General features: G+C 68.3%; 28 protein-coding genes and 1 pseudogene. 5 read left to right on the forward strand and 24 right to left on the reverse strand.

Annotated elements, in window-relative coordinates; all coding sequences use genetic code 11:
• Positions 1-20 precede the first annotated feature (20 nt).
• The 22 genes and pseudogenes from rpsD to rplV form a co-directional block, all read right to left on the reverse strand.
• Positions 21-650, reverse strand: coding sequence for a 30S ribosomal protein S4 (gene rpsD, locus WMF28_RS39145; protein WP_437482352.1), 630 nt, complete (start codon positions 648-650; stop codon positions 21-23).
• An 11-nt stretch (positions 651-661) separates the two neighbouring features.
• Entirely contained in the window at positions 662-1,072 is a 411-nt protein-coding gene (gene rpsK, locus WMF28_RS39150; protein ID WP_437482355.1) for a 30S ribosomal protein S11, read from the reverse strand.
• Between the two features lie 20 nt (positions 1,073-1,092).
• Positions 1,093-1,473 carry a 30S ribosomal protein S13 gene (rpsM, locus tag WMF28_RS39155; protein WP_437576296.1) on the reverse strand — a complete coding sequence of 127 codons (381 nt, stop codon included), beginning with the start codon at positions 1,471-1,473 and terminating at the stop codon, positions 1,093-1,095.
• A gap of 43 nt (positions 1,474-1,516) precedes the next feature.
• A complete protein-coding gene (rpmJ, locus tag WMF28_RS39160) occupies positions 1,517-1,633 on the reverse strand; it encodes a 50S ribosomal protein L36 (protein WP_012240549.1) in 117 nt (38 codons plus the stop codon).
• A 28-nt stretch (positions 1,634-1,661) separates the two neighbouring features.
• Positions 1,662-1,913, reverse strand: coding sequence for a translation initiation factor IF-1 (infA, locus tag WMF28_RS39165; RefSeq protein ID WP_437482361.1), 252 nt, complete (start codon positions 1,911-1,913; stop codon positions 1,662-1,664).
• A complete protein-coding gene (locus tag WMF28_RS39170; RefSeq protein ID WP_437598749.1) occupies positions 1,910-2,551 on the reverse strand; it encodes an adenylate kinase in 642 nt (213 codons plus the stop codon). Before WMF28_RS39170 ends, infA begins: the two co-directional genes overlap by 4 nt.
• 10 nt (positions 2,552-2,561) lie before the next feature.
• Positions 2,562-3,890 carry a preprotein translocase subunit SecY gene (gene secY, locus WMF28_RS39175; protein WP_437598751.1) on the reverse strand — a complete coding sequence of 443 codons (1,329 nt, stop codon included), beginning with the start codon at positions 3,888-3,890 and terminating at the stop codon, positions 2,562-2,564.
• Positions 3,891-3,934: 44 nt separating this feature from the next.
• Positions 3,935-4,426 carry a 50S ribosomal protein L15 gene (rplO, locus tag WMF28_RS39180; RefSeq protein WP_437598752.1) on the reverse strand — a complete coding sequence of 164 codons (492 nt, stop codon included), beginning with the start codon at positions 4,424-4,426 and terminating at the stop codon, positions 3,935-3,937.
• A gap of 50 nt (positions 4,427-4,476) precedes the next feature.
• Entirely contained in the window at positions 4,477-4,680 is a 204-nt protein-coding gene (gene rpmD / locus WMF28_RS39185) for a 50S ribosomal protein L30 (protein ID WP_437598753.1), read from the reverse strand.
• Between the two features lie 143 nt (positions 4,681-4,823).
• A pseudogene (rpsE, locus tag WMF28_RS39190) lies at positions 4,824-5,303 on the reverse strand (30S ribosomal protein S5); the annotation flags it as partial.
• Between the two features lie 81 nt (positions 5,304-5,384).
• Complete coding sequence (rplR, locus tag WMF28_RS39195; protein WP_437598754.1) at positions 5,385-5,744, reverse strand: 50S ribosomal protein L18; 360 nt, start codon at positions 5,742-5,744, stop codon at positions 5,385-5,387.
• Positions 5,745-5,791: 47 nt separating this feature from the next.
• Positions 5,792-6,421: a 50S ribosomal protein L6 gene (rplF, locus tag WMF28_RS39200; RefSeq protein WP_437598756.1), complete on the reverse strand. Its 630-nt coding sequence runs from the start codon at positions 6,419-6,421 to the stop codon at positions 5,792-5,794.
• Entirely contained in the window at positions 6,421-6,816 is a 396-nt protein-coding gene (rpsH, locus tag WMF28_RS39205; RefSeq protein WP_437482376.1) for a 30S ribosomal protein S8, read from the reverse strand. Before rpsH ends, rplF begins: the two co-directional genes overlap by 1 nt.
• A 4-nt stretch (positions 6,817-6,820) precedes the next feature.
• A complete protein-coding gene (locus tag WMF28_RS39210) occupies positions 6,821-7,006 on the reverse strand; it encodes a type Z 30S ribosomal protein S14 (protein ID WP_081426659.1) in 186 nt (61 codons plus the stop codon).
• Between the two features lie 10 nt (positions 7,007-7,016).
• The gene (gene rplE / locus WMF28_RS39215) at positions 7,017-7,745 is read right to left on the reverse strand and encodes a 50S ribosomal protein L5 (RefSeq protein ID WP_437598757.1); all 729 of its coding nucleotides are present in this window, start codon (positions 7,743-7,745) and stop codon (positions 7,017-7,019) included.
• Positions 7,746-7,747: 2 nt separating this feature from the next.
• A complete protein-coding gene (rplX, locus tag WMF28_RS39220) occupies positions 7,748-8,065 on the reverse strand; it encodes a 50S ribosomal protein L24 (protein WP_437598759.1) in 318 nt (105 codons plus the stop codon).
• Positions 8,065-8,433: a 50S ribosomal protein L14 gene (rplN, locus tag WMF28_RS39225; RefSeq protein WP_020740977.1), complete on the reverse strand. Its 369-nt coding sequence runs from the start codon at positions 8,431-8,433 to the stop codon at positions 8,065-8,067. The genes rplX and rplN overlap by 1 nt, the downstream gene beginning before the upstream one ends.
• 4 nt (positions 8,434-8,437) lie before the next feature.
• Positions 8,438-8,788, reverse strand: coding sequence for a 30S ribosomal protein S17 (gene rpsQ / locus WMF28_RS39230; protein ID WP_420895011.1), 351 nt, complete (start codon positions 8,786-8,788; stop codon positions 8,438-8,440).
• Positions 8,789-8,790: 2 nt separating this feature from the next.
• A complete protein-coding gene (rpmC, locus tag WMF28_RS39235) occupies positions 8,791-8,994 on the reverse strand; it encodes a 50S ribosomal protein L29 (protein ID WP_437482390.1) in 204 nt (67 codons plus the stop codon).
• An 8-nt stretch (positions 8,995-9,002) separates the two neighbouring features.
• Positions 9,003-9,416, reverse strand: coding sequence for a 50S ribosomal protein L16 (rplP, locus tag WMF28_RS39240; RefSeq protein WP_437598761.1), 414 nt, complete (start codon positions 9,414-9,416; stop codon positions 9,003-9,005).
• A 12-nt stretch (positions 9,417-9,428) separates the two neighbouring features.
• The gene (gene rpsC / locus WMF28_RS39245) at positions 9,429-10,121 is read right to left on the reverse strand and encodes a 30S ribosomal protein S3 (protein ID WP_061609597.1); all 693 of its coding nucleotides are present in this window, start codon (positions 10,119-10,121) and stop codon (positions 9,429-9,431) included.
• Positions 10,122-10,138: 17 nt separating this feature from the next.
• Positions 10,139-10,477, reverse strand: coding sequence for a 50S ribosomal protein L22 (gene rplV / locus WMF28_RS39250; protein ID WP_012240567.1), 339 nt, complete (start codon positions 10,475-10,477; stop codon positions 10,139-10,141).
• A gap of 665 nt (positions 10,478-11,142) precedes the next feature.
• On the opposite strand from rplV, the gene WMF28_RS39255 reads away from it, so the two are divergent.
• From WMF28_RS39255 to WMF28_RS39265, 3 genes are all read left to right on the forward strand, one after another.
• Positions 11,143-11,871, forward strand: a complete 729-nt coding sequence (locus WMF28_RS39255) for a hypothetical protein (RefSeq protein WP_437598762.1) — start codon at positions 11,143-11,145, stop codon at positions 11,869-11,871.
• Positions 11,872-12,196: 325 nt separating this feature from the next.
• Positions 12,197-13,090, forward strand: a complete 894-nt coding sequence (locus WMF28_RS39260) for an SUMF1/EgtB/PvdO family nonheme iron enzyme (protein ID WP_437598763.1) — start codon at positions 12,197-12,199, stop codon at positions 13,088-13,090.
• A 229-nt stretch (positions 13,091-13,319) separates the two neighbouring features.
• Positions 13,320-14,738, forward strand: a complete 1,419-nt coding sequence (locus WMF28_RS39265) for a hypothetical protein (RefSeq protein ID WP_437598764.1) — start codon at positions 13,320-13,322, stop codon at positions 14,736-14,738.
• A gap of 92 nt (positions 14,739-14,830) precedes the next feature.
• Here WMF28_RS39265 and WMF28_RS39270 read toward each other — a convergent pair whose 3' ends face one another.
• A complete protein-coding gene (locus tag WMF28_RS39270) occupies positions 14,831-15,406 on the reverse strand; it encodes a hypothetical protein (protein ID WP_437598765.1) in 576 nt (191 codons plus the stop codon).
• Between the two features lie 1,429 nt (positions 15,407-16,835).
• Between WMF28_RS39270 and WMF28_RS39275 the strand changes: the two genes are divergently transcribed.
• Both WMF28_RS39275 and WMF28_RS39280 read left to right on the forward strand, forming a co-directional pair.
• Positions 16,836-17,501, forward strand: a complete 666-nt coding sequence (locus WMF28_RS39275) for a class I SAM-dependent methyltransferase (RefSeq protein ID WP_437598766.1) — start codon at positions 16,836-16,838, stop codon at positions 17,499-17,501.
• Positions 17,502-17,581: 80 nt separating this feature from the next.
• Complete coding sequence (locus WMF28_RS39280; RefSeq protein ID WP_437598767.1) at positions 17,582-18,208, forward strand: hypothetical protein; 627 nt, start codon at positions 17,582-17,584, stop codon at positions 18,206-18,208.
• Positions 18,209-18,264: 56 nt separating this feature from the next.
• Here the strand turns inward: WMF28_RS39280 and WMF28_RS39285 are convergent, their stop codons facing one another.
• Positions 18,265-19,359 carry a PhoH family protein gene (locus tag WMF28_RS39285; RefSeq protein WP_437598769.1) on the reverse strand — a complete coding sequence of 365 codons (1,095 nt, stop codon included), beginning with the start codon at positions 19,357-19,359 and terminating at the stop codon, positions 18,265-18,267.
• Positions 19,360-19,371: the final 12 nt, after the last annotated feature.

Genomic DNA, 19,371 nt, shown 5'->3' on the forward strand with positions numbered 1-19,371 from the left:
CCCCCGCGCCGCCCTCGCGATCAGCGCGAGTAGTACTCGACGACGAGCTGCTCGCGAATCTCGGGCTCGTTGAGATCTTCGCGGATCGGAGCGCCCTTGACCGCTCCGGTGAACGCCGCGCGATCCACCTCGATCCAGCTCGCGACCGGGCGCTTGTCCGCGCCCCCGACGGACGCGAGGACGCTCTTGAACTTGCGCGCCCCCTCGGTGAGGTCGATCCGATCACCGGCCCGCACCACGTAGCTCGGGATGTCCAGCCGCTTGCCGTTCACATGAACGTGCCCGTGCCGGACGAGCTGACGCGCTTCGGCGCGAGACGAGCCGAAGCCCATCCGGTGCACGACGTTGTCGAGGCGCCGCTCCAGCAGCGCGAGCATCTCCTCGCCCGTCCGGCCCTTGCGCCGGTTGGCCTCCTGGAAATACCCGCTGAACTGCCGCTCGAGCACGCCGTAGATGCGCCGCACCTTTTGCTTCTCGCGCAGGCGCACCGCGTACTCGCTCAGCTTGATGCGCCCCTGGCCGTGCTGGCCGGGCGGATACGGGCGCCGCGTGTACGCGCACTTCTCGGAATAGCACCGCTCTCCCTTGAGGTAGAGCTTCATCCCCTCGCGGCGGCAGAGCTTGCAGACCGGACCAATGTAGCGAGCCATCGTGAATTACCTCAAACCCTGCGCCGCTTCGGCGGCCGGCAACCGTTGTGGGGGATCGGCGTGACGTCGCGGATCAGCGTCACCTTGAAACCCGCGGTCTGGAGCGCGCGGAGCGCGCTCTCGCGCCCGGCCCCCGGGCCCTTCACGAACACGGCGACCGAGCGCATCCCGTGCTCCTGCGCCCGCCGCGCGGCCTCTTCCGCCGCCAGCTGCGCGGCGAACGGCGTCGACTTGCGCGATCCCTTGAAGCCGCGAGCGCCAGCGGACGACCACGCGATCGCGTTGCCGTTGATGTCCGTGATCGTCACGACCGTGTTGTTGAAGGTCGACTGAATGTGCGCGATGCCCGCGGACACATTCTTCCTGACCTTCTTCTTCTGCTTGGTCTTGGTGTTGGTGGCAGCCGTCTTCGCTTGCGCCATGGCGTCCTAATCCCCGCTCGTCACTTGGCCGCGGCCGGACGCCGCTGCAACATGCCCTTGCGCGGACCCTTCCGGGTGCGCGCGTTCGTGTGCGTCCTCTGCCCGTTCGCCGGGAGGCCGCGCCGGTGGCGAAGCCCGCGGTAGCAGCCGAGGTCCATGAGCCGCTTGATGTTGAGCTGCACCTCGCGCCGCAGGTCGCCCTCGACCTTGTACTCGGCGTCCAAGAGGTCGCGGATCGCCTTCACCTCAGCGTCGCTGAGCTCCTCGACCCGCTTGTCCTGCGGGATGTTGGTCCTCTCGCAGATTCGCAACGAGAGGGTCCGCCCGATGCCGTAGAGGTACGGCAGGGCGTAGGCGACATGCTTCCGACGCGGGAGATCGACACCAGCGATACGAGCCATGGTTACTCCAAACCGAAACGGGGGCGGGCTTCCGCCGAAAGAGCTAGTTCCCCTGGCGCTGCTTGTGGCGGGGGTTCTCGCAGATGATCCGAACGACACCACGCCGCCGCACCACCTTGCACTTGTCGCAGATCTTCTTGACGCTCGGGCGCACCTTCACGGGGAGCCTCCAGATTCCTCAGAATACGTTATTTATGCCGGTACGTGATCCGGCCTCGGCTCGGGTCGTACGGCGAGACCTCGACGGTCACGCGGTCGCCCGGCAGAATCTTGATGTAGTACTGCCGCATCCGGCCGCTGATGGTCGCGAGGACGCCCAGGCCGTTGTCCGCCTTCACGCGAAACATGGCGTTCGGCAGGGCCTCTTGAACCACGCCGTCGAACTCGAGCTTGTCGCCCTTCGGTTCTTTCGGCGGTCTGGTCTGTCTATTACGCCTCATTCTCCACCCGAGCCCGATCGGCCGATGGCCGACAGTACCCTGTGCGTAACTTCGTCTGGCTTCCCGACCCCGTCGACGCGATGCAGCAGCTGCTTCTGCTCGTAGAACGGAAGCAGGGCAGCCGTCATCGCCTCGTAGGCATCGAGACGCTTGGTAACAGCCTCGGGCCGATCATCGGCCCGATGCTCTAGCTCCGCACCGGGGGGCGGCGGATTATAAACGAGATGATATATCTGTCCACTGCGTTTGTCAGTCCGGCGATGGATCAGCCGTTCCTCCAGCAGAGGGCGCGGAACGTCCAGCTGGAGCACCGCGTCGATCCGCCTGCCGCCCTGACTGGCGAGGAGCTCGTCGAGCGCGTTCGCCTGAGGCACAGTCCTGGGAAATCCGTCCAGAAGGAAACCGTCGACGCAGTCGGGCTCGGCCGTCCGCCGAGCGATGAGGCCGATGACGGCCTCATCCGGCAGGAGCCCGCCAGAGTCCATGATGTCCAGGTGACGCTTCTCCAGCGTACCTGCCCGCTTCGCCTCACGCAGCATGTCGCCGGTCGAGATCTGCGGGATACCGAAGCGTGCGCACAGCAGCTTCGCCTGCGTACCCTTCCCAGCTCCAGGAGGCCCCACCAGAACCAAGATCATTTGCCCTCCATCACGCTTCCGGGAGCCTGCGGCCCCGGATACGGGTGGCACCGGGGCCCGTCAGCCCCTCATAGCTCCGCGTGATCAGGTGCGCCTCCAGCTGGTTCACCGTGTCGAGCGCGACGCCCACGACGATCATGAGCGACGTGCCGCCGAAGCCAAAGGGGATACGCAGCAGGTTGCCGACGATCGAGGGAACCACGCACACCGCGGCGACGTAGAGCGCGCCGCCCACGGTGATCCGCTGGATCACCCGGTGGATGTAGTCCGCCGTCTGCTTGCCTGGCCGGATCCCGGGGATGTTTGCCTGCTGCTTCTTCAGGTTCTCGGCGACGTCCACCGGCTGGAACGTCACGTTCGTGTAGAAGAAGCAGAAGAAGATGATGAGCAGCGCGTAACCGGTATTGAAGACCCAGTCCCCCCGGTTGATGATCGCCTGGATCTGCTCGGCTCCGGGCACGTTCATGTTCGCGAGCGTCTGCGGGAACATCAGCAGCGACGACGCGAAGATGGGGGGGATGGTCCCCGCAGTGTTCACCTTGAGCGGCAGGTGGGCCGTCTGCCCGCCATAGACGCGGCGGCCGACCTGGCGCCGCGAGTACACGATCGGGATCTGACGCCTGCCGTTCTCGAAGAACGCGATGACCCCGATGACGAGCACGATGAACGTGGCGATCGCGGCCATCGACAGCGGCTGGAGATCGCCGGCGTTCTGCGCGAAGTAGTTGCCGATCTCCCCGGGGATGCTGGTGATGATGCTCGCGAAGATCAGGAGCGAGACGCCGTTCGAGACGCCGCGCTCGGTGATCTGCTCGCCGATCCACATCAGGAACGCGGTCCCGGTCGTCAGCGTGATGACCGTCATCAGCTGGAAGCCGATGCCAGGGTGGTTCACGATGCCGGCGCCCGTCTCGCTGCTCGACAGGCCCTCCAGCATCTTCGCGATCGAGAAGGACTGGAACAGCGAGAGGGCGACGGTGCCGTAACGCGTGTACTGATCGAGCCGGCGACGCCCCTGCTCGCCCTCTTTCCTCAGCTCGTCGATGGGCTTGTACACCATGCCCATGAGCTGCATGATGATCGATGCCGAGATGTACGGCATGATCCCAAGCGCGAAGATCGACAGGTTCTCCAGGGCTCCGCCGGAGAACATGTTCAGGAAGCCGACGAGCCCGCCGGACTGCTTCGCGACGTACTGTCGCATCGCGTTCCGGTCCACACCCGGGGTCGTCACGAAGACGCCGACCCGGTAGACCGCGAGCATCACCAGCGTGAAGATCACGCGTCGCCGGAGCTCGGGGATCTTGTGGAAGTTGGTGATTCCCGCGAGGCTGGCCATAGGCGATCCTGGACTCCGGCTTGAAGGGTGCGCCTGCGCGCTGGCTACGAGGACGAGGAGTCCGTCGCGTTGTCCTGGGACGCGGGCGACGCGAGCACGACCGCCTTGCCCCCCGCCTTCTCGATCTTCTCGATCGCTCCCTTGGAGAAGCGATGCGCGATCACCGTGAGCTTCTTCGTGAGCTCACCGTTGCCGAGGATCTTCAGGACGTCGAACCGACCCTGCACGAGGCGGTTCGCATGGAGCGCGATCAGATCGACCTGAACGCCGTCGTCGAACGCCTCGAGGGCGCCGACGTTGACGTTGACCACAATGTCCGCGAGCGGATTCCGGAAGCCACGCTTCGGGAGGCGACGCTGGATCGGCGTCTGTCCACCCTGGAAGTGCTTCTTGTTGATGTTGCCGCCCGCCCGAGCCTTCTGCCCTTTTTGTCCGCGGCCAGACGTCTTGCCGACGCCCGACCCCACGCCGCGGCCAACGCGGAGCCTCTTGGTTACGGCGCCCTCAGGGGCTTGGAGCTTAGAAAGGATGTCCATGTTTCACACTTCCGTACGCGGCAACTCCGCTGGAATGACGATCTCGCTTCTCAGGACTTCGGGGAGGCTGCCTCGTCGGCGACCTCCTCCACCTCGACGAGGTGGAGGATCTTCTTCACCATGCCACGGAACGAGGGCGTGTTCGCGACGACCACCTCGGACCCCGGCCCACGCAGACCGAGGCCCTTGATGACCTTGCGGGTGTGCTCGACCAAGCCGATGTTGCTGGCCTTCTGGCGTACGCGGAGCTTCACTGCGAGCCTCCTTCGCCACCACCGCCCTGCGCCTGCGGCTGCGGCTGCGCCGCGCCGCCCGGCCCCCCGGGGGGCGCCACGCTCGCGCGCCGGCGGCCCGCGGTGTTCGTGCCGCCGCGGCGCTGGTAGTCGAGCGAGTCGAGCTGCATCGACCGCTTCCCGGCGACGCTCTCCGGGCTCTTCAGCCCGCGGAGCGCCGCGACGGTCGCGTGCACGACGTTGTGCGGGTTGCTCGTGCCGAGCGACTTCGACAGCACGTCGTGGATCCCCGCCGACTCGACGACGGCGCGAACCGCGCCGCCGGCGATGACGCCCGTCCCAGGGCTCGCCGGCTTCAGCAGGACCTTGCCCGCCCCGACGTGACCGAACGAGTCGTGCGGGATCGTCACACCGTCCAGCGGGATGCGGAACAGGTTCTTGCGAGCCTGATCGTTCCCCTTGCGGATGGCCTCCGGCACCTCGTTGGCCTTGCCCAGGCCGACGCCCACGTGCCCCGCCTCGTCGCCCACCACGACCAGCGCCGAGAAGCTGAAACGCCGGCCGCCCTTGACGACCTTGGCGACGCGGTTGATGTGGATGACTCGCTCTTTCAGCTTCTCTTCGTCGACATGATCGAACGCCATAACCCGTCCTCTATCACGTTCTCCGCCGCGGCAGTTGACCGCGCCCGCCACCCTTCACCATCAGGGCAGCGGCTGTGGGAGTCAGAAATCGAGACCTGCCTCGCGGGCCGCCTGGGCGAGGGCGCTCACGCGCCCGTGATACAGATAGCCGTTGCGGTCGAAGACCACCTTGCCGATCTGCTTCTCTTTGCAGATCTTCGCGAGCAGCGCCCCGACCTTCTTCGCCGCCTCGACCTTGTTGTCCTCGTCGAGGGAGCCCTTCAGGTCCTTCGACAGCGTCGAAGCGTGGGCGAGGGTCTTGCCGCTCACGTCGTCGATGACCTGCGCGTAGATGTGCTTCGAGCTGCGGAAGACGCTGAGGCGCGGGCGCTCCGGCGTCCCCTCGACCTTCTTGCGGATACGGAGCTTCCGGCGCTCCCGACCGACGATTTTCATGCCCATGACCGTCTCGTCCCTCGGTGCAGCGGCGTACCCGCCGCTGCTCGCCTTTACTTCTTGCCGCCCTTGCCGGCCTTGCCAGCCTTCTCCCGCACGCGCTCGCCGCGGTAACGCACGCCCTTGCCGCCGTACGGCTCCGGCGGCCTGAAGCCGCGGATCGTAGCGGCCGTCTGCCCGATGAGCTCCTTGTCCGCACCCGCCAGGACGAGGACCGTGCCCTTCGAGTCCGCCGGGATCGCCGCGGTGAGACCCGTCGGCACCGCGAAGGTCACCGGATGCGAGAAGCCGAGGGCGAAGTTCAGCGTCGTGCCCTTGAGCTCGACGCGATAGCCGGTCCCCTTGAGCTCGAGCGTCCGCTCGTACCCCTCGGCGACGCCCTTCACCATCGCGGCCAGGAGCGCTCGCGCGAGCCCCTGGAGGCGCGATCCGTCGCGTCCAGGCGCCGCTGAGCTCACGAGCAGCTTGCCCCCGTCGAGCTTGACGTCCACCTTGTCGGTGAACGCGCGGGAGAGCTGCCCCTTCGGGCCCTTGACGTCGATCTTCCGGCCGCTGACGGTCGCGGTGACCCCCTTCGGCAGATCGATCGGACGCTTGCCGACGCGCGACGTCTTCGTCGCGAGGCGGCTGTCACCGTTCGCGTTGCCCTTCGCGGGCTGGGCTGCGTTCGCCTGAGCTTCCATCACCACACCTCGCAGAGCAGCTCGCCGCCCATCTTCAGGCGGCGCGCATCCCTGTCGCTCATGAGCCCGCGGGACGTGCTCAGGATCGAGATCCCGAGCCCGCTGAACACGCGCGGGATCCTGTCGTGGCGCACGTACACGCGGCGCCCGGGGCGGGAGACGCGGCGCACGCCGTCGATCGCGCTCTGGCGGTCGCGCCCGTACTTGAGCACGATCGTCAGCTTCTTGGGACCCTCGCCCTCGGTCTCGCGCACGTCGGCGATGAAGCCCTCGGACTTGAGGATCTCCGCAACCGCAGCCTTGATGCGGCTCGCGGGGACCTCGGTCCGGTCGTGCCGCGCGAGCGCCGCGTTGCGAATGCGGGTCAGCATGTCGGCGATGGGATCGGTCATCATAGAATCACCAGCTGGCCTTGATCACACCAGGGAGCTCACCACGGAGCGCGAACAGCCGAAGGCAGACACGGCAGAGCTCGAAGTCGCGGTAGTAAGCGCGCGAGCGCCCGCACACCTTGCAACGGTTCTTTTGCCGCGTAGAAAACTTCGGCGGACGGTTCAGCTTCGCAAACTCTTTTGCACGGGCCATCGAAAATCCCTCAATGCCGGAACGGGATGCCAAGCTCGGTGAGGAGCGCGCGTCCTTCTTCGTCCGTCTTCGCCGTGGTCACGAACGAGATGTTGAGCCCCTTCACGACATCGATCTTGTCGTAGTCGATCTCGGGGAAGATGATCTGCTCGCGCAGGCCCATCGTGAAGTTGCCCTTGCCGTCGAACCCCTTCGGGCTGACGCCCTTGAAGTCGCGGACGCGCGGCAGGGAGAACGCGATCAGGCGATCCACGAACTCCCACATCCGCTCGGCGCGCAGGGTCACCATCACCCCGATGGGCAGGTTCTCGCGCAGCTTGAAGGTCGCGATCGACTTACGGGCACGGGTCACCACCGGCTTCTGGCCGGAGATCGCCCGCATGTCCTCGACAGCCGAGTCGATGATCTTCGGGTTCTGCACCGCGGCGCCGAGCCCCATGTTGATCACCACCTTCTGCAGGCGGGGCACCATCATCGGGTTCTTGTAGCCGAACCGCTTCGTGAGCGCGGCCGTCGCGCTCTTCTGGTAGTGCGCGCGCAGCCGCGGGGTGTAGTTCGGGTCGCGCGGGCGCACCTCGGCCGGCGCGGAGGGCTCGGCCTCCGCGCCCTTGCTCTTGGCGCCCCTGGCTTCCTTGCTCTTGGCGGGCGCCTGCGGCTTGGCCTGCTGCGACTGCTTGGGCTTGTCCTTGCCCTTGCCGCCGTCCTTGGCCGCCTTGTCCTTGTCCTTCTTGTCCGCCATGGCTAGCCCACACCGATCGCGCTGCCGCTCTTGCCGACGCGCGTCTTCTTGCCGTCCTCACCGACGCGGACCTTCACACGCGTCGGCTTGCCCGTCGCCGGATCGACCGGCATGACATTCGAGGCGTGAATCGGCGCCTCCTTGACGATCTTCCCGCCCTCCTGGTTGCGCGGCGTGGGCCGCTGATGGCGGGTCACCGTGTTCAGGCCCTCCACCACCACGCGCTCCTCGTCGGCGAGGATCCTGGTGATGCGGCCCTGCTTCCCCTGCTCCTTGCCGCTGATGACCTGCACGAGGTCACCGACCCTGAGGCGCTTCATCAGAGGACCTCCGGCGCGAGCGAGATGATCTTCATGAACTTCTTCGCGCGAAGCTCGCGAGCGACCGGCCCGAAGATGCGGGTGCCGATCGGCTCCTTCTCCTTGTTGATGAGGACCGCGCTGTTCCCATCAAACTTGATGTAGCTGCCGTCCGAGCGGAGGTACTCCCGGGCGGTGCGGACGACGACGGCGCGCGCCGTGTCCCCCTTCTTCACCTTGGTCCCCGGCAACGCCTCCTTGATCGAGACGACGATGACGTCGCCGAGGGCGGCGTACTTGCGGCGCGAGCCGCCGAGCACCTTGATGCACTTCACGATTCGGGCGCCGGAGTTGTCCGCGACCTCGAGATGCGTCGACACCTGGATCATGGCGTTACTCCTCCACCGGCCGTGCAACGAGCTTGGTCACGAGCCACCGCTTGTCGCGGGAGATCGGCCTGTGCTCCATGATCTCGACACGATCGCCCACCTTGTACTGGTTCGTCTCGTCGTGCGCCTTGTAGCGCTCCCGCTGACGGACGTACTTCTTGTACACAGGGTCGAGCGCGTTCCGGATGACCTCGACGGTGACCGTCTTGTTCATCTTGTCGCTGGTGACCTTGCCGACCAGCTTGCGCCGGAAGCCGTGCGCCTTCGCCTCGGTCTCGGCCTGCGCAGGCGCCGCGGCTGCCAGCTCGGGCGCCGCAGCGACCGGCTGCTGGTTCTCTGCCTTCTTCTTCGCCATGGCTACGCCTTCTCCTCGGCGCGCGTGCGCTGCGTGAGGATCGTCTTCACCCGCGCGAGATCCCGCTTCGCCTTGCGGATCGTCGCCGTGTCGTTCAGCCGATTCGTAAAATTCTTGAACCGCGCCTCGAACAGGCCCGCCGCCAGCGACTTCTCGAGCTCGCGCAGGTGCTCGGTGGTGCGTTCACGCAAATCCTTCGCCTTCATCGCCTACCTCACGTCAGCCCACGGACGAGGAACTTGCATTGCATCGGGAGCTTGTGCGACGCGAGGCGGAACGCCTCCTTCGCAATCTCCTCGGTCACGCCGCTGATCTCGTACATCACGCGGCCCGGCTTCACGACGGCGCACCACTCCTCGGGCGCGCCCTTGCCCCCGCCCATGCGGACCTCGAGCGGCTTCTTCGTCACCGGACGGTCCGGGAAGATGCGGATCCAGAGCTTGCCCGCGCGCTTCACGTGCCGCTGGATCGCCATACGAGCCGCCTCGATCTGCCGCGAGGTGACGCGGGCAGGCTCGATGCACTGGAGCGCGAAGTCGCCGAAGGAGACATCGCTGCCCGTCATGGCGAGGCCGCGGTTGTTCCCCTTCTGCATCTTGCGGAACTTGGTTCGCTTCGGAGACAGCATTCTGCAATCCCTCTACTGGATCCGGCGCGCCTTACGCTGCAGGACCTCGCCCTTGAACATCCAGACCTTCACGCCGATGATGCCGACCTTCGTCTTCGCCTCGGCCAGGCCGAACTCGATGTCGGCGCGGAGCGTGTGCAGCGGCACCCGCCCCTCGCGGTAGGTCTCGACGCGGCTCATCTCGCTGCCGCCGAGCCTGCCGGCGCAGCGCACGCGGATGCCCTTCGCGCCGAACTTCATCGCGGTGGCCACCGCCTTCTTCATCGCCCGGCGGAACGCGATCCGGCGCTCGAGCTGCGTCGCGATGTTCTCGGCGACGAGCTGCGCGTTGGTCTCGGCCTTCCGGACCTCCTGCACGTCGATGAACACCTCGTTGTCCGTGAACGAGGACACGCCGGGGAAGAGGGTCTCGCCCTTCGAGGCGGTGCCGACGTTGCCGCTCTTCAGCGTCTCGATCCCCTTGCCGCCCTTGCCGATCACCATGCCGGGGCGGGCGGTGAAGACGATCACCTTCGCGCGGTTCGCGGCGCGCTCGATCTCCACGCCGGCGATGTTCGCGTTGTAGAGGTACTGCTTGATCGCGCGCTTGATGCGGATGTCCTGGTGGAGCCACTTCTGATACGCGGCGCCGTCCTCGTACCACTTGCTGCTCCACGTCTTGATGACACCGACGCGGAAGCCATACGGATGGGTCTTTTGTCCCATATCGGCAGGTCCTCTACTTACTTTCTCTCGTCGACTTCGATGACGATGTGCGACACGCCCTTGGTGATTCGGGTCGCACGGCCCATCGCGCGCGGCCGCCAGCGGCGGTTAAACTTGTTGGGCCCCTTGTCGACGGTGGCCTTGCTGATGAAGAGCGCATCGATGTCGGCGCCCGCCTGCTGGGCGTTCGCGACCGCGCTCTCGATGATCTTCCGCAGGACGGGGGCGCCGCTCTTCTGCGTGAACGAGAGCAGCTGGATCGCCTCGTCCGCGTCGCGACCCCGGACGAGATCGGCGATCATGCGTGCCTTGCGCGGGGCAATCCGCGAAAACATCGCACTGGCTTTGCTTACCATTCGAGATACCTCGCGACACCGGCGGGCGGAGTTACTCCGTACCGGGTTTCGGTTCTCTTCGAACCGGTTGCACCGTCGTACGCCTCCGGTCCCAACCCGACGTCCATCGACGTGATCCCCCTTCGCGTCACCGGGGGGGTTCCCGCGGCGGCCGAAGGGGCGGAGCTGAGATCGAAGCGCCGTTACGGCTCTTCTACTGGGAGACCGGGAGGACACCCGATCGCCCGGGAAAACGGAGCGCGGTGATTACCAGCGGGAGGCTCCGCACGCAAGCGCGATCCTTCCGCATCCTTTCAGTTTGTTTCTCGCGCTCGATCGACCTGAGCAATTTTTCAGATCTTCCTGAACGGACGTCCGGGGGCGCCGCCGCGCGTCGCGCGTCGTCCGTTGCCCAGTCGTCGCCCTCGTGTCCGGCCGGCCGCCTGGAGCGGGCGCGGTCGCTCACGGTCTCGAAACTTGTTCTTGACATGGAAGAAACATCGATGAAACAAGCCGTCCCCCGCGGCATGAGCCGGCGAGGACCGGGCGGGTCCGCGATGTTTCGACGTCCTGCGGCTCGACCAGGGCGAAGAACAGGATTGCGAGGGGAGTGGGAGAGCACCAGGCTCCGTCGAACGTACCAGGCCGGGGGGCTCTTCCCTGACATTTTAGGAGGCAACGTGACCATGCTTGCTCGTCATCGCCATTCTTTCCTCGCGCTTACCTTGATCTTGCCCGCCCTCTACGGCGGCTGCGTCGTGACCACGGAGGACACCGACAACGACGCGGACCAGGCGACCGGCTCCGGCGTCAGCACCAGCTCCTCCACTGGCGGAGGCGACGGAGGAGAAGGCGGCCAGGGCGGCGACGGCGGCGACGGAGGAGAAGGCGGCCAGGGCGGTGACGGCGGCGACGGAGGAGAAGGCGGCCAGGGCGGCACCGGCGCATGCGTCGAGGCCGAGGACGCTGCAGTCACTGTCGCCGACTGCGATGACCTGAACATCGCGCCCGCCCAGGGGGCGACGAGCCAGTGCGGCGACACCCGCGACCAGGTCCCCTTCGGCTACGCGGTCTGCAAGCGCGCCTTCGCCATCTACGCCGAGAGCCACGTCGAGGACCTCCTGGACTGCCTGAGCGACATCGGCGTGGAGCGCGCGTGCGACGACCCGCCGGTCAACGCGTGCGTCAAGCGCATGTACGATAATGCCTGCACCGGCCAGTCCGTCGGCGACTGCGACGTTATCGCCAGCTCCTGCGGCACCGACCCGTTCGACGCGGCGACGTGCGCCGCCCAGCTGAACCCCATCAGCGAGGCCGGCTTTACGGAGCTCGTCGAGTGCATGAACGACAACCTCGACGTCACCTGCCAGCAAGCGTACGACGGGTGCCTCGTCGAGGTCATCAGCGTGGAGTGAACGGGTCACCGCCGCGGAGGCGAGGCCAGGACATGGCCCCGGCCCGCTTTGCTCTCGCGGTTCTTTTCCTGCGACATCCAACGTGCACCAGCTGAACTCTGGGCCTCTCCCCAGCTCGCGCCCACCTTAGTGCCCCGGCGTACGCCCCCTCTCCTGTACGCGCCTTCGGGGGACCCCTGAGGGCGGTATTCGGTTGCAAAAAAGATGACGGGAAGGGATCCTCGGCTCCGCCGTGGCCAAGGATCTCTCCCGCCCGCGTGTGGCAACTTCCCTTCCGCGTTCGTCGGGGGCGCGTCCATACCGCGGCGGCGCCCTGCTTCTTCTGGTGGTCACCTCGGCTGGCTGCGCGCCGGGCTCGACGACAGCGGAGCAGATCACGCCGCGCGTGGTGGCGCGAGCGCCGCTCGAAGGCACCGCCGCCGTCCTCACGGAGCGGCCCGTCAAGGCGAAGGGGAGCACGCTCGCGACCGTCAAGGACAGCGCCGCGATCGCGTCCGTGATGGAGCCCGAGACCGGCGCCGCCCAGGTGTCCTCGTCGACCGACAGCGCGCGCTGTCCGGCCGAGATGGCCCTCGTCGAAGATCGCGTGTGCGTCGACCGCTGGGAGGGCTCTCTGGTCGAGCTGACGCCCAGCGGCGAGCGCCCCTGGTCGCCCTTCGATCCGATCGATGGCAGCGAGCGCCGCGTCCGCGCCGTGTCCTGGCCGGGCGTCATCCCGCAGGGCTACATCAGCGGGATGCAGGCGAAGCGGGCGTGCGCGGCGTCGAGCAAGCGCCTGTGCACATCGAACGAGTGGGTGAGCGCCTGCCGAGGCCCCGAGGACACGATCTTTCCCTACGGCACGAGCCGCCAGCTGGGGGTGTGCAACGACGACGAGCGACCGGTGCACCCGGTCGCCGAGATCGCGGCGCTGCTCGATATCAAGTCCGAGGAGCTCTGGACGACGGCGATGAACAACCCGCTCATCAACCAGCTGTCCCACGCGCTGCTCCCGACGGGCCAGCGCGCGGGGTGCACCAACGGCTACGGCGTGTTCGACATGGTCGGCAACCTCCACGAGTGGGTCGATGATCCGCGCGGCACCTTCCGTGGCGGCTATTTCATGGACACGACGCGCAACGGCGAGGGGTGCAAGTACTCGACAACCGCGCACTCCTTCGGCTACCACGACTACTCGACCGGCTTCCGCTGCTGCATGGATCCGGAGCCGGCTGATTAGTGCTGGCCGCACGGCGTGCGGCCGACGGTAGAGCGGCCGCGAGGCGGACGCGGTGCTCGGGGCGACGCGGCGGAGAATCCAGGCGTACGCCCCGCGCGCGTCCCGCCCCGGAGCGGTGGCCCGCGCTCCGGCTGGGCCGCTCGCGCGCGGCGCGAGCGAGCGCGCGAGTCAACGGCAGCCCGGCGATGCAGCGCAGGAATCCAAGGCGACACAAGCGAAGAGAGTGCCGATGCTCGACTCCGGAGTGAGCGCGGCGGCGCGGCGCCGCGCTGCCGCGACCGCCCTTGCCGCCCTTCTGGCGATCGGGTGCAGGAAAAAAGAAAAAGCAGAGCCCATCAACGTCCAGCCGCCCCCGGGCGCGGCGTCCGCGGATGAGCTCACCACCGCCATTGGCCAGGCACGTGGCATCGACTCGGCGCTCGCGCCGTCCTCGACCCGATGGCGACGGGTGTTCGTGCTGGACGACAAGCGTGCGGTGGTGACAGGAGAAGTCGAGAACGAGGCGATCGCGCTCGTGACCGAGAACGCAGGCAGGACCTGGCGCTCTCTGCGGCGCCTCCGCGAGGGGTGGTCCACCTGGTCGGTCGGCGCCGACGGCGCCACCGTGCTCACCGCCGGCCCGCGCGGCCAGGCTCCCCCGAAGGGCGCGCGCGGCGCTGCAGGGACGCCGCCCGCGGTGGACCCGCCAAGCCTCTTCTTCGCGCCGTTCGAGGCGAACGAGCTCTCGGCGCCCGCGCCGGTCGCGCTGCCCGAGATGGGCCGCGGAGCGCGGCCGCTGGCGAGCTCCGTGCCTGCGGTGCTGTCGGCCGAGAGCGCCGTGCTGCTCGTCGAGCCGAAGCCCCGGCGCGCGACCCTCGTCTATGCGGGGCCGCCCGGCGCCGCGCCGGTGCCGCCGGTCCAGCTCCCCGCGCAGGAACAAGCGCTGCCCGTGCCGTATGGCCGCCCGCCGGCGATCCTGTCGGTGCGCGGGCGCAGCCTCCTCGCGCGACCCGTCCCCGAACCGGGGAGGCCGCTCGACGCGCCCCGGATCATCGAGGGACTCGCGATGAGCCCAGCGGCTACGGCCGCGCTCTCCGCGATACCCGCGTGCGACTTCGCCGGGTGGTCGATCCAGCTCGTGCCTCAGCCGCCCGACAAGACCGCCGTGGTCGCCATCTCGGCGACGCAGACAGCCGTGCTGAAGCTCCCGGCGAAAGCCGCACCCGGAGCCGCGGTCGGCTGTGCAGCCGATCGGATCATGGTCGAGGTCATCGCACCCACAACCGGAGCGCACACGCTCGCGACGTGCACCCTCGAAGGGACCTGCGTCCTCGCCGAGAAGCCGCCATTTCGCCCCTGGATGGAGCCGCACGAACGGTCTGTCGCTCTGGCGCCCACACGCGAGGGAGTCGTGGCGGTGCTGACGTCCCGCGCCGCAGCGCGATGGGGGCTCCATATCGCGCAATCGCCGGAAGGAGGTAATATCTACGACGTCCCCAGGGTAATCGGCGAAGACACGGGCGAGCGCGGCCGTATCGAGCTCGGAGCGCTCCTCTCCTTCGGAAATCGACTCTTGATGCTCCTCCAGGCAGACGTCACCGGGACATCGCGTCGCGGATGGTACGTCACGGCCTCCGAGGACAGCGGGCTCACCTGGAGCCCGCCCTGAGCTCCGTCTCGAACGGGATAGCCATTCTGAACGCGGCGCGTCAGCAAAGCCTCCATCCGATCTGACCGCTGCGTGCGCAGCGGTCTCCAGACCTACTTCGCTGGAGCGGCCGCCTGAGCGACGCGCTTGCGTCCCTTGACGCTCGGCTTCTTCACAGGCGCAGGTCCCGCCGCGGTCTTGCGCGCGTTCGCGCTCGCCTGCTCGGCGGTCTTCGCGTCGCCTGCATAGCGGGCGAAGCGACGATCGCCCCCCTGGAAAATCCGCTTCTCCAGCTTGAGCTCCTTCAGCGCTGCGGCGGCGCGCGTCTGCGGGATACCCGCCTGCTTCGCCACCTCGCTCGCGCTGACGCCCGAGCTCGCCTTGACGACGCGCTCGACCGCGTCAAGCGTCTCCTGACGCTCCGCCGAGGCGGCCGGCGACTTGCGCGGGCGGCCAGGCCGGCGCTTCGGCGCGGCGCCACGCTTGGCCGCGACGGAAGACGGTTTGGACTGGACCGCTCCAGGGCGGGCACGCGAACGGCTGCGGCGCGGCGCCGGAGCCGCAACCGGAACCAACGGCGCTCCCCCCGTCACGGCGCCCAGCTGATTCTTGACGAGCGCGAGGATCGCCTCGTCCGGCATTTTCCGCACGAGGTTTACAATCTGCTGTGAAAAGGCATCGGTCGCCATGTGCTCTCCCTCGTCGCCGAATCCAGCTCGGCGGTTGGGTACGACTATGCCGTTGCCACTTGCCTGGTCAAGCGAATTGAGGATAGCCGGCCGTCTTTTCTTTCAATAGGCGCTGCGGGCGGGCTCAATCGGAGAGCTCATTGGACGGCCACGAACGGCTGGGCTGCTTTGCTCGACACGAGCCGAGCGACGAAGCGCCCCACGCGCGTCGATTGATAGCCGAGACCCCTCCCCCGCGCAGGACGGCCCGGGCCGCGCCAATCCCCTCAGCCCCGCTCACGATGCACCGCGGCATTGCGTGTCTCGGGTGCTCGCGGCAGGTCGGGTAAGCACTGTATGAGAACCAAGCAACCCCGCTCCCTCGATCAGGCCCGTCACGGGCGGCAATGCGGGCACGCGCACAACCGCGAGGCGCATCGACCCCGGCCTGGGCCTGCCCACCCCAATCATTGAGGCGCCCGGAGCCGGGTGCGAGCGCCTGGCGGCCACACACAGGCGGCCAGCGCGTGGCTACATTGCACGCCCCGGGCGCACGACTGACCTATGCAGGGGCGTGATACGATGCCGCCCGCGGGAGGGCGCGGCGGGGGGGCTTCGCTATGAGCGCCGGAGGGGGAGGAACCAGGGTCGACCCGTGAGCGCCTCGCCTCACGGTCCACGGGGCCACGTGCTCTCGCCGAGACCACTTTTCCTGTCCGCCCGCGGCGCGACCCCGGCGTCTATGCTCGCGCGCCTGCTTCGAGCCCCGCTGCGCCGGAGCAAGTCGCCAACAGCGCGCCGCGAGCCGCTGGTCGAGCTCTTCGCACGACATCCGCTCATCTCCGCGGGATAGCGCTGCCCCCGTGCTCGACCGCGTCCTGATCGACAGCCAACCCGCCGAGCTCTTCGGATTGACGACTCCACGTCGGCGTCGCCCCGATCCGAGGCACGCTCTCTCGCGCAGCACCGATCTCGGCATCAACCCGCGAAGCTTCGGCCCGCGGGCGGCGCGAGGTGGCCACATGGATCCCGTCGCGCCCGGCCGGCCGGCGCGTGTACGCGCGGCCGGTCGGCAGACCTTTCGTTACATAGGAGAGCGCCGAGGAGAGCTCATCGCCCTGCTCGGCCTCGCCGCTCGAGCTCTCTCGAGAGAGCTCAGCCTTCGGCCCGGTGCTTTCGAGCGCGGCGCGCGGGTCGCACCCCGGGGTGCACGTCCTCTACGACATTGGCGCCCGCCCCAATTGGAGGAGTAGGAGGGACGGCGGGGAGCCGGCCCGCTCCGCCTCGACTTCTTCAAACGCCTTCCTGTCCATATCCACGCCGACCCAGAATCCACGCCGACCCAGAATCCACGCCGGCCCCGGTCGACGCCGGCCCGGCGGTCGGACGAGATTGCCCAGCCGCCGACAATCCGTTGACATGCGCGTCCGCCGCGGAGAACGATGCGCGCATGGCGCTGGTACGCGTGCTCGAACCCGAGGTGATGGATACCGACGAGGACGCGCGGGCCTACGACAGCATGGACCACGCCGCCGTGAACACGGCGTTCTGCGACGCTCTCCTCTCCCACGTCCCCGATCTCGCATACGCCCTCGACGTCGGCACAGGGACGTGCCTGTTGCCCATCGAGCTTTGCAGGCGCGTGCCGACAGCGCGGATCAAGGCGATCGATCTCTCCGCCTCGATGCTCGATCTCGGGCGCCGCCACGTCGAGCAGGCCGGGCTCACCGGCGCGATCGCGCTCGCCCTCGAGGACGCCACGGCGCTGCCCGAACCGGACGCGACCTTTTCAGCCGTTTTTTCGAACAGCATCGTCCATCACATCCCGGAGCCGACGCGGGTCATGCGCGCGATGCTCCGCGTCCTCCGACCCGGCGGGGTCCTGTTCGTGCGAGATCTGGTCCGTCCGGACGACGAGGCGTCGGTGGCGGCCCTCGTCGGTGCGTATGCAGCAAACGATACGGCATACCAGCGGGCCCTCTTCGACGCATCGCTGCGCGCCGCGCTCTCGCTCGTGGAGGTCCGGGCAATCCTGCGCTCGCTCGGGATTCCCCCCGCATGCGCGCAGATGACGAGCGACCGGCACTGGACCCTGGCGTTCCGCACGGCCCCCTGATCCGGAGGCGCCGCGCCTCGACGATGCCGTCCCGTCAAATCGACGGGACGGCCGGCCCGGCACGTAATAAAAGCGTCCGCGTGAACGCCACCGGAACACGAGCCCGCCGGACGCGCGGCGGTGCCCCCGCGCTCCTCCTGTCCTTCGCCATCGCGCTCCTCGCGGCCTGCGAGGAGAGCCCGCCGCGCCCGGGCGAACCGGAGCGACCAGCGCCCCCGCCGCCCCAGCCGAGCGCGGCGGCCGCGCCGCCCGCGGCCAGCTCGGCCGCCGCGGAGCTGCCGAGCGCAGGCGCGGAGGGAGACGCGGGCGATCCCAAGGGCGCGCCCGCATGGCAGGGGACGTGGGAAGGGCGCTACGACGCCAAGAAAGGCAGCGTCGTGCTGCCCCCCAAGGTCAAGGACGCCGTGCGCCAGAAGGACGACGGCAAGCTGGCCACCGGCCCAGGAACGGTGACGCTGACCGTCGAGCCGAGCGGTGAGCTGAAGGGCACCGCGAAGGGCGCGCTCGGCGACGCGACGATCGTCGGAAAGGTCGAGGACGGCATGGTCCGCGCCTCGGTCTTCCCCGAAGATCCGCGCGCGCCGAACGCGATGACCGGCATCCTCGTCGGCGAGCTGAAGGAGAACGTCATCGACGGCCGGCTCCGGGTGACCGGGCCCGACGCCATGCTCGTGCGGGAATCCCCCGTGGAGCTGAAGAAGAAATGATCAGCTCCGCTGGATGAGAACGCCGGCGCCGGCGTCTCGTCCAGCGGCGTCGCGCGTCAGCTCGCTCCGCCGGCTCCGCCCGACTCGCCCGCCGCTCGGCCCTGCGGTGCAGCCCCGGCCTCGCCGCCGGCGCCGCCGCGGCCGCGACCCGCCTCGCTCCGTCGCTCCTCGCGCAGGCGGGCCACCTCGGCGTCCCGCTGCTCGTACGCCACGATGATCCGCTGCACGAGCGGGTGGCGCACGACGTCGACCTCGGTGAACGAGCAGATCGCGATCCCCTCGATCCCCGCGAGCAGCTCGCGCGCCTCGGCGAGGCCGCTGCGCGCGCCGTGCGGGAGATCGACCTGCGTGACGTCGCCGGTCACCACGGCGCGCGAGGCGTAGCCGAGGCGCGTGAGGAACATGCGCATCTGGTCGCTCGTCGCGTTCTGCGCCTCGTCGAGGATGACGAAGCAATCGTTGAGCGTGCGGCCGCGCATGAAGGCGAGCGGGGCGACCTCGATCTGACCGCGCGTCACGAGGCCTTGCGCCTTGTCCGCGTCCATCATGTCATGGAGCGCGTCGTAGAGCGGGCGCAGGTAAGGATTCACCTTCTCGGCGAGATCGCCGGGCAGGAAGCCGAGCCGCTCTCCCGCCTCGACGGCCGGACGGGTCAGGATGATCCGCTTGACGCGGCGCTCGAGCAGCGCGTGGACCGCCATGGCCATCGCGAGGTACGTCTTGCCCGTCCCCGCCGGCCCGATGCCGAACGTCATGTCGTGCGATCGGATCGCCTGGATATAGCGCTTCTGCGCCAGCCCCTTCGCCGAGATCGGCCGGCGGCGCGCCGAGATGAGGACGACGTCCTCGAACAGATCGCGCAGGGTCATCCCCGGGTCGTCCCGGAGCGCCTGCACCCCGCGGACGTAGTCCTGCGGGTCGAGGACCACGCCGCTCCTCAACATCTGCGCGGCCTCGGCCAGGCACCGCTCGGCGAGCGCGACCTTGTCCGCGTCCCCGGCGAGCCGGATCGTGTTGCCGCGGACGCCCGACTCGATGCCAAGAGTGCGCGCGATGAGCTTGAGATTCTCGTTCCCTGGCCCGGCGAGGGCCACCAAGGTGCTGTTGTCGAGCACCTCGACATCCGCCGTGATCCGCACGCTGGTCGTCATCGCGTGATCCTT

The organism is Sorangium sp. So ce590, assembly GCF_051521365.1.
In the GTDB taxonomy this organism is placed as follows: Bacteria; Myxococcota_A; Polyangia; order Polyangiales; family Polyangiaceae; genus Sorangium.

Excerpts from the sequence above, each read along its gene's own strand:
- rpsD (WP_437482352.1), bottom strand. The coding sequence starts at position 650 with ATGGCTCGCTACATTGGTCCGGTCTGCAAGCTCTGCCGCCGCGAGGGG.
- rpsK (WP_437482355.1), bottom strand. The coding sequence starts at position 1,072 with ATGGCGCAAGCGAAGACGGCTGCCACCAACACCAAGACCAAGCAGAAG.
- rpsM (WP_437576296.1), bottom strand. The coding sequence starts at position 1,473 with ATGGCTCGTATCGCTGGTGTCGATCTCCCGCGTCGGAAGCATGTCGCC.
- infA (WP_437482361.1), bottom strand. The coding sequence starts at position 1,913 with ATGAGGCGTAATAGACAGACCAGACCGCCGAAAGAACCGAAGGGCGAC.
- WMF28_RS39170 (WP_437598749.1), bottom strand. The coding sequence starts at position 2,551 with ATGATCTTGGTTCTGGTGGGGCCTCCTGGAGCTGGGAAGGGTACGCAG.
- secY (WP_437598751.1), bottom strand. The coding sequence starts at position 3,890 with ATGGCCAGCCTCGCGGGAATCACCAACTTCCACAAGATCCCCGAGCTC.
- rplO (WP_437598752.1), bottom strand. The coding sequence starts at position 4,426 with ATGGACATCCTTTCTAAGCTCCAAGCCCCTGAGGGCGCCGTAACCAAG.
- rplR (WP_437598754.1), bottom strand. The coding sequence starts at position 5,744 with ATGGGCATGAAAATCGTCGGTCGGGAGCGCCGGAAGCTCCGTATCCGC.
- rplF (WP_437598756.1), bottom strand. The coding sequence starts at position 6,421 with ATGGAAGCTCAGGCGAACGCAGCCCAGCCCGCGAAGGGCAACGCGAAC.
- rpsH (WP_437482376.1), bottom strand. The coding sequence starts at position 6,816 with ATGATGACCGATCCCATCGCCGACATGCTGACCCGCATTCGCAACGCG.
- WMF28_RS39210 (WP_081426659.1), bottom strand. The coding sequence starts at position 7,006 with ATGGCCCGTGCAAAAGAGTTTGCGAAGCTGAACCGTCCGCCGAAGTTT.
- rplE (WP_437598757.1), bottom strand. The coding sequence starts at position 7,745 with ATGGCGGACAAGAAGGACAAGGACAAGGCGGCCAAGGACGGCGGCAAG.
- rplX (WP_437598759.1), bottom strand. The coding sequence starts at position 8,065 with ATGAAGCGCCTCAGGGTCGGTGACCTCGTGCAGGTCATCAGCGGCAAG.
- rplN (WP_020740977.1), bottom strand. The coding sequence starts at position 8,433 with ATGATCCAGGTGTCGACGCATCTCGAGGTCGCGGACAACTCCGGCGCC.
- rpsQ (WP_420895011.1), bottom strand. The coding sequence starts at position 8,788 with ATGGCGAAGAAGAAGGCAGAGAACCAGCAGCCGGTCGCTGCGGCGCCC.
- rpmC (WP_437482390.1), bottom strand. The coding sequence starts at position 8,994 with ATGAAGGCGAAGGATTTGCGTGAACGCACCACCGAGCACCTGCGCGAG.
- rplP (WP_437598761.1), bottom strand. The coding sequence starts at position 9,416 with ATGCTGTCTCCGAAGCGAACCAAGTTCCGCAAGATGCAGAAGGGGAAC.
- rpsC (WP_061609597.1), bottom strand. The coding sequence starts at position 10,121 with ATGGGACAAAAGACCCATCCGTATGGCTTCCGCGTCGGTGTCATCAAG.
- rplV (WP_012240567.1), bottom strand. The coding sequence starts at position 10,477 with ATGGTAAGCAAAGCCAGTGCGATGTTTTCGCGGATTGCCCCGCGCAAG.
- WMF28_RS39255 (WP_437598762.1), top strand. The coding sequence starts at position 11,143 with ATGCTTGCTCGTCATCGCCATTCTTTCCTCGCGCTTACCTTGATCTTG.
- WMF28_RS39265 (WP_437598764.1), top strand. The coding sequence starts at position 13,320 with ATGCTCGACTCCGGAGTGAGCGCGGCGGCGCGGCGCCGCGCTGCCGCG.
- WMF28_RS39270 (WP_437598765.1), bottom strand. The coding sequence starts at position 15,406 with ATGGCGACCGATGCCTTTTCACAGCAGATTGTAAACCTCGTGCGGAAA.
- WMF28_RS39275 (WP_437598766.1), top strand. The coding sequence starts at position 16,836 with ATGGCGCTGGTACGCGTGCTCGAACCCGAGGTGATGGATACCGACGAG.
- WMF28_RS39285 (WP_437598769.1), bottom strand. The coding sequence starts at position 19,359 with ATGACGACCAGCGTGCGGATCACGGCGGATGTCGAGGTGCTCGACAAC.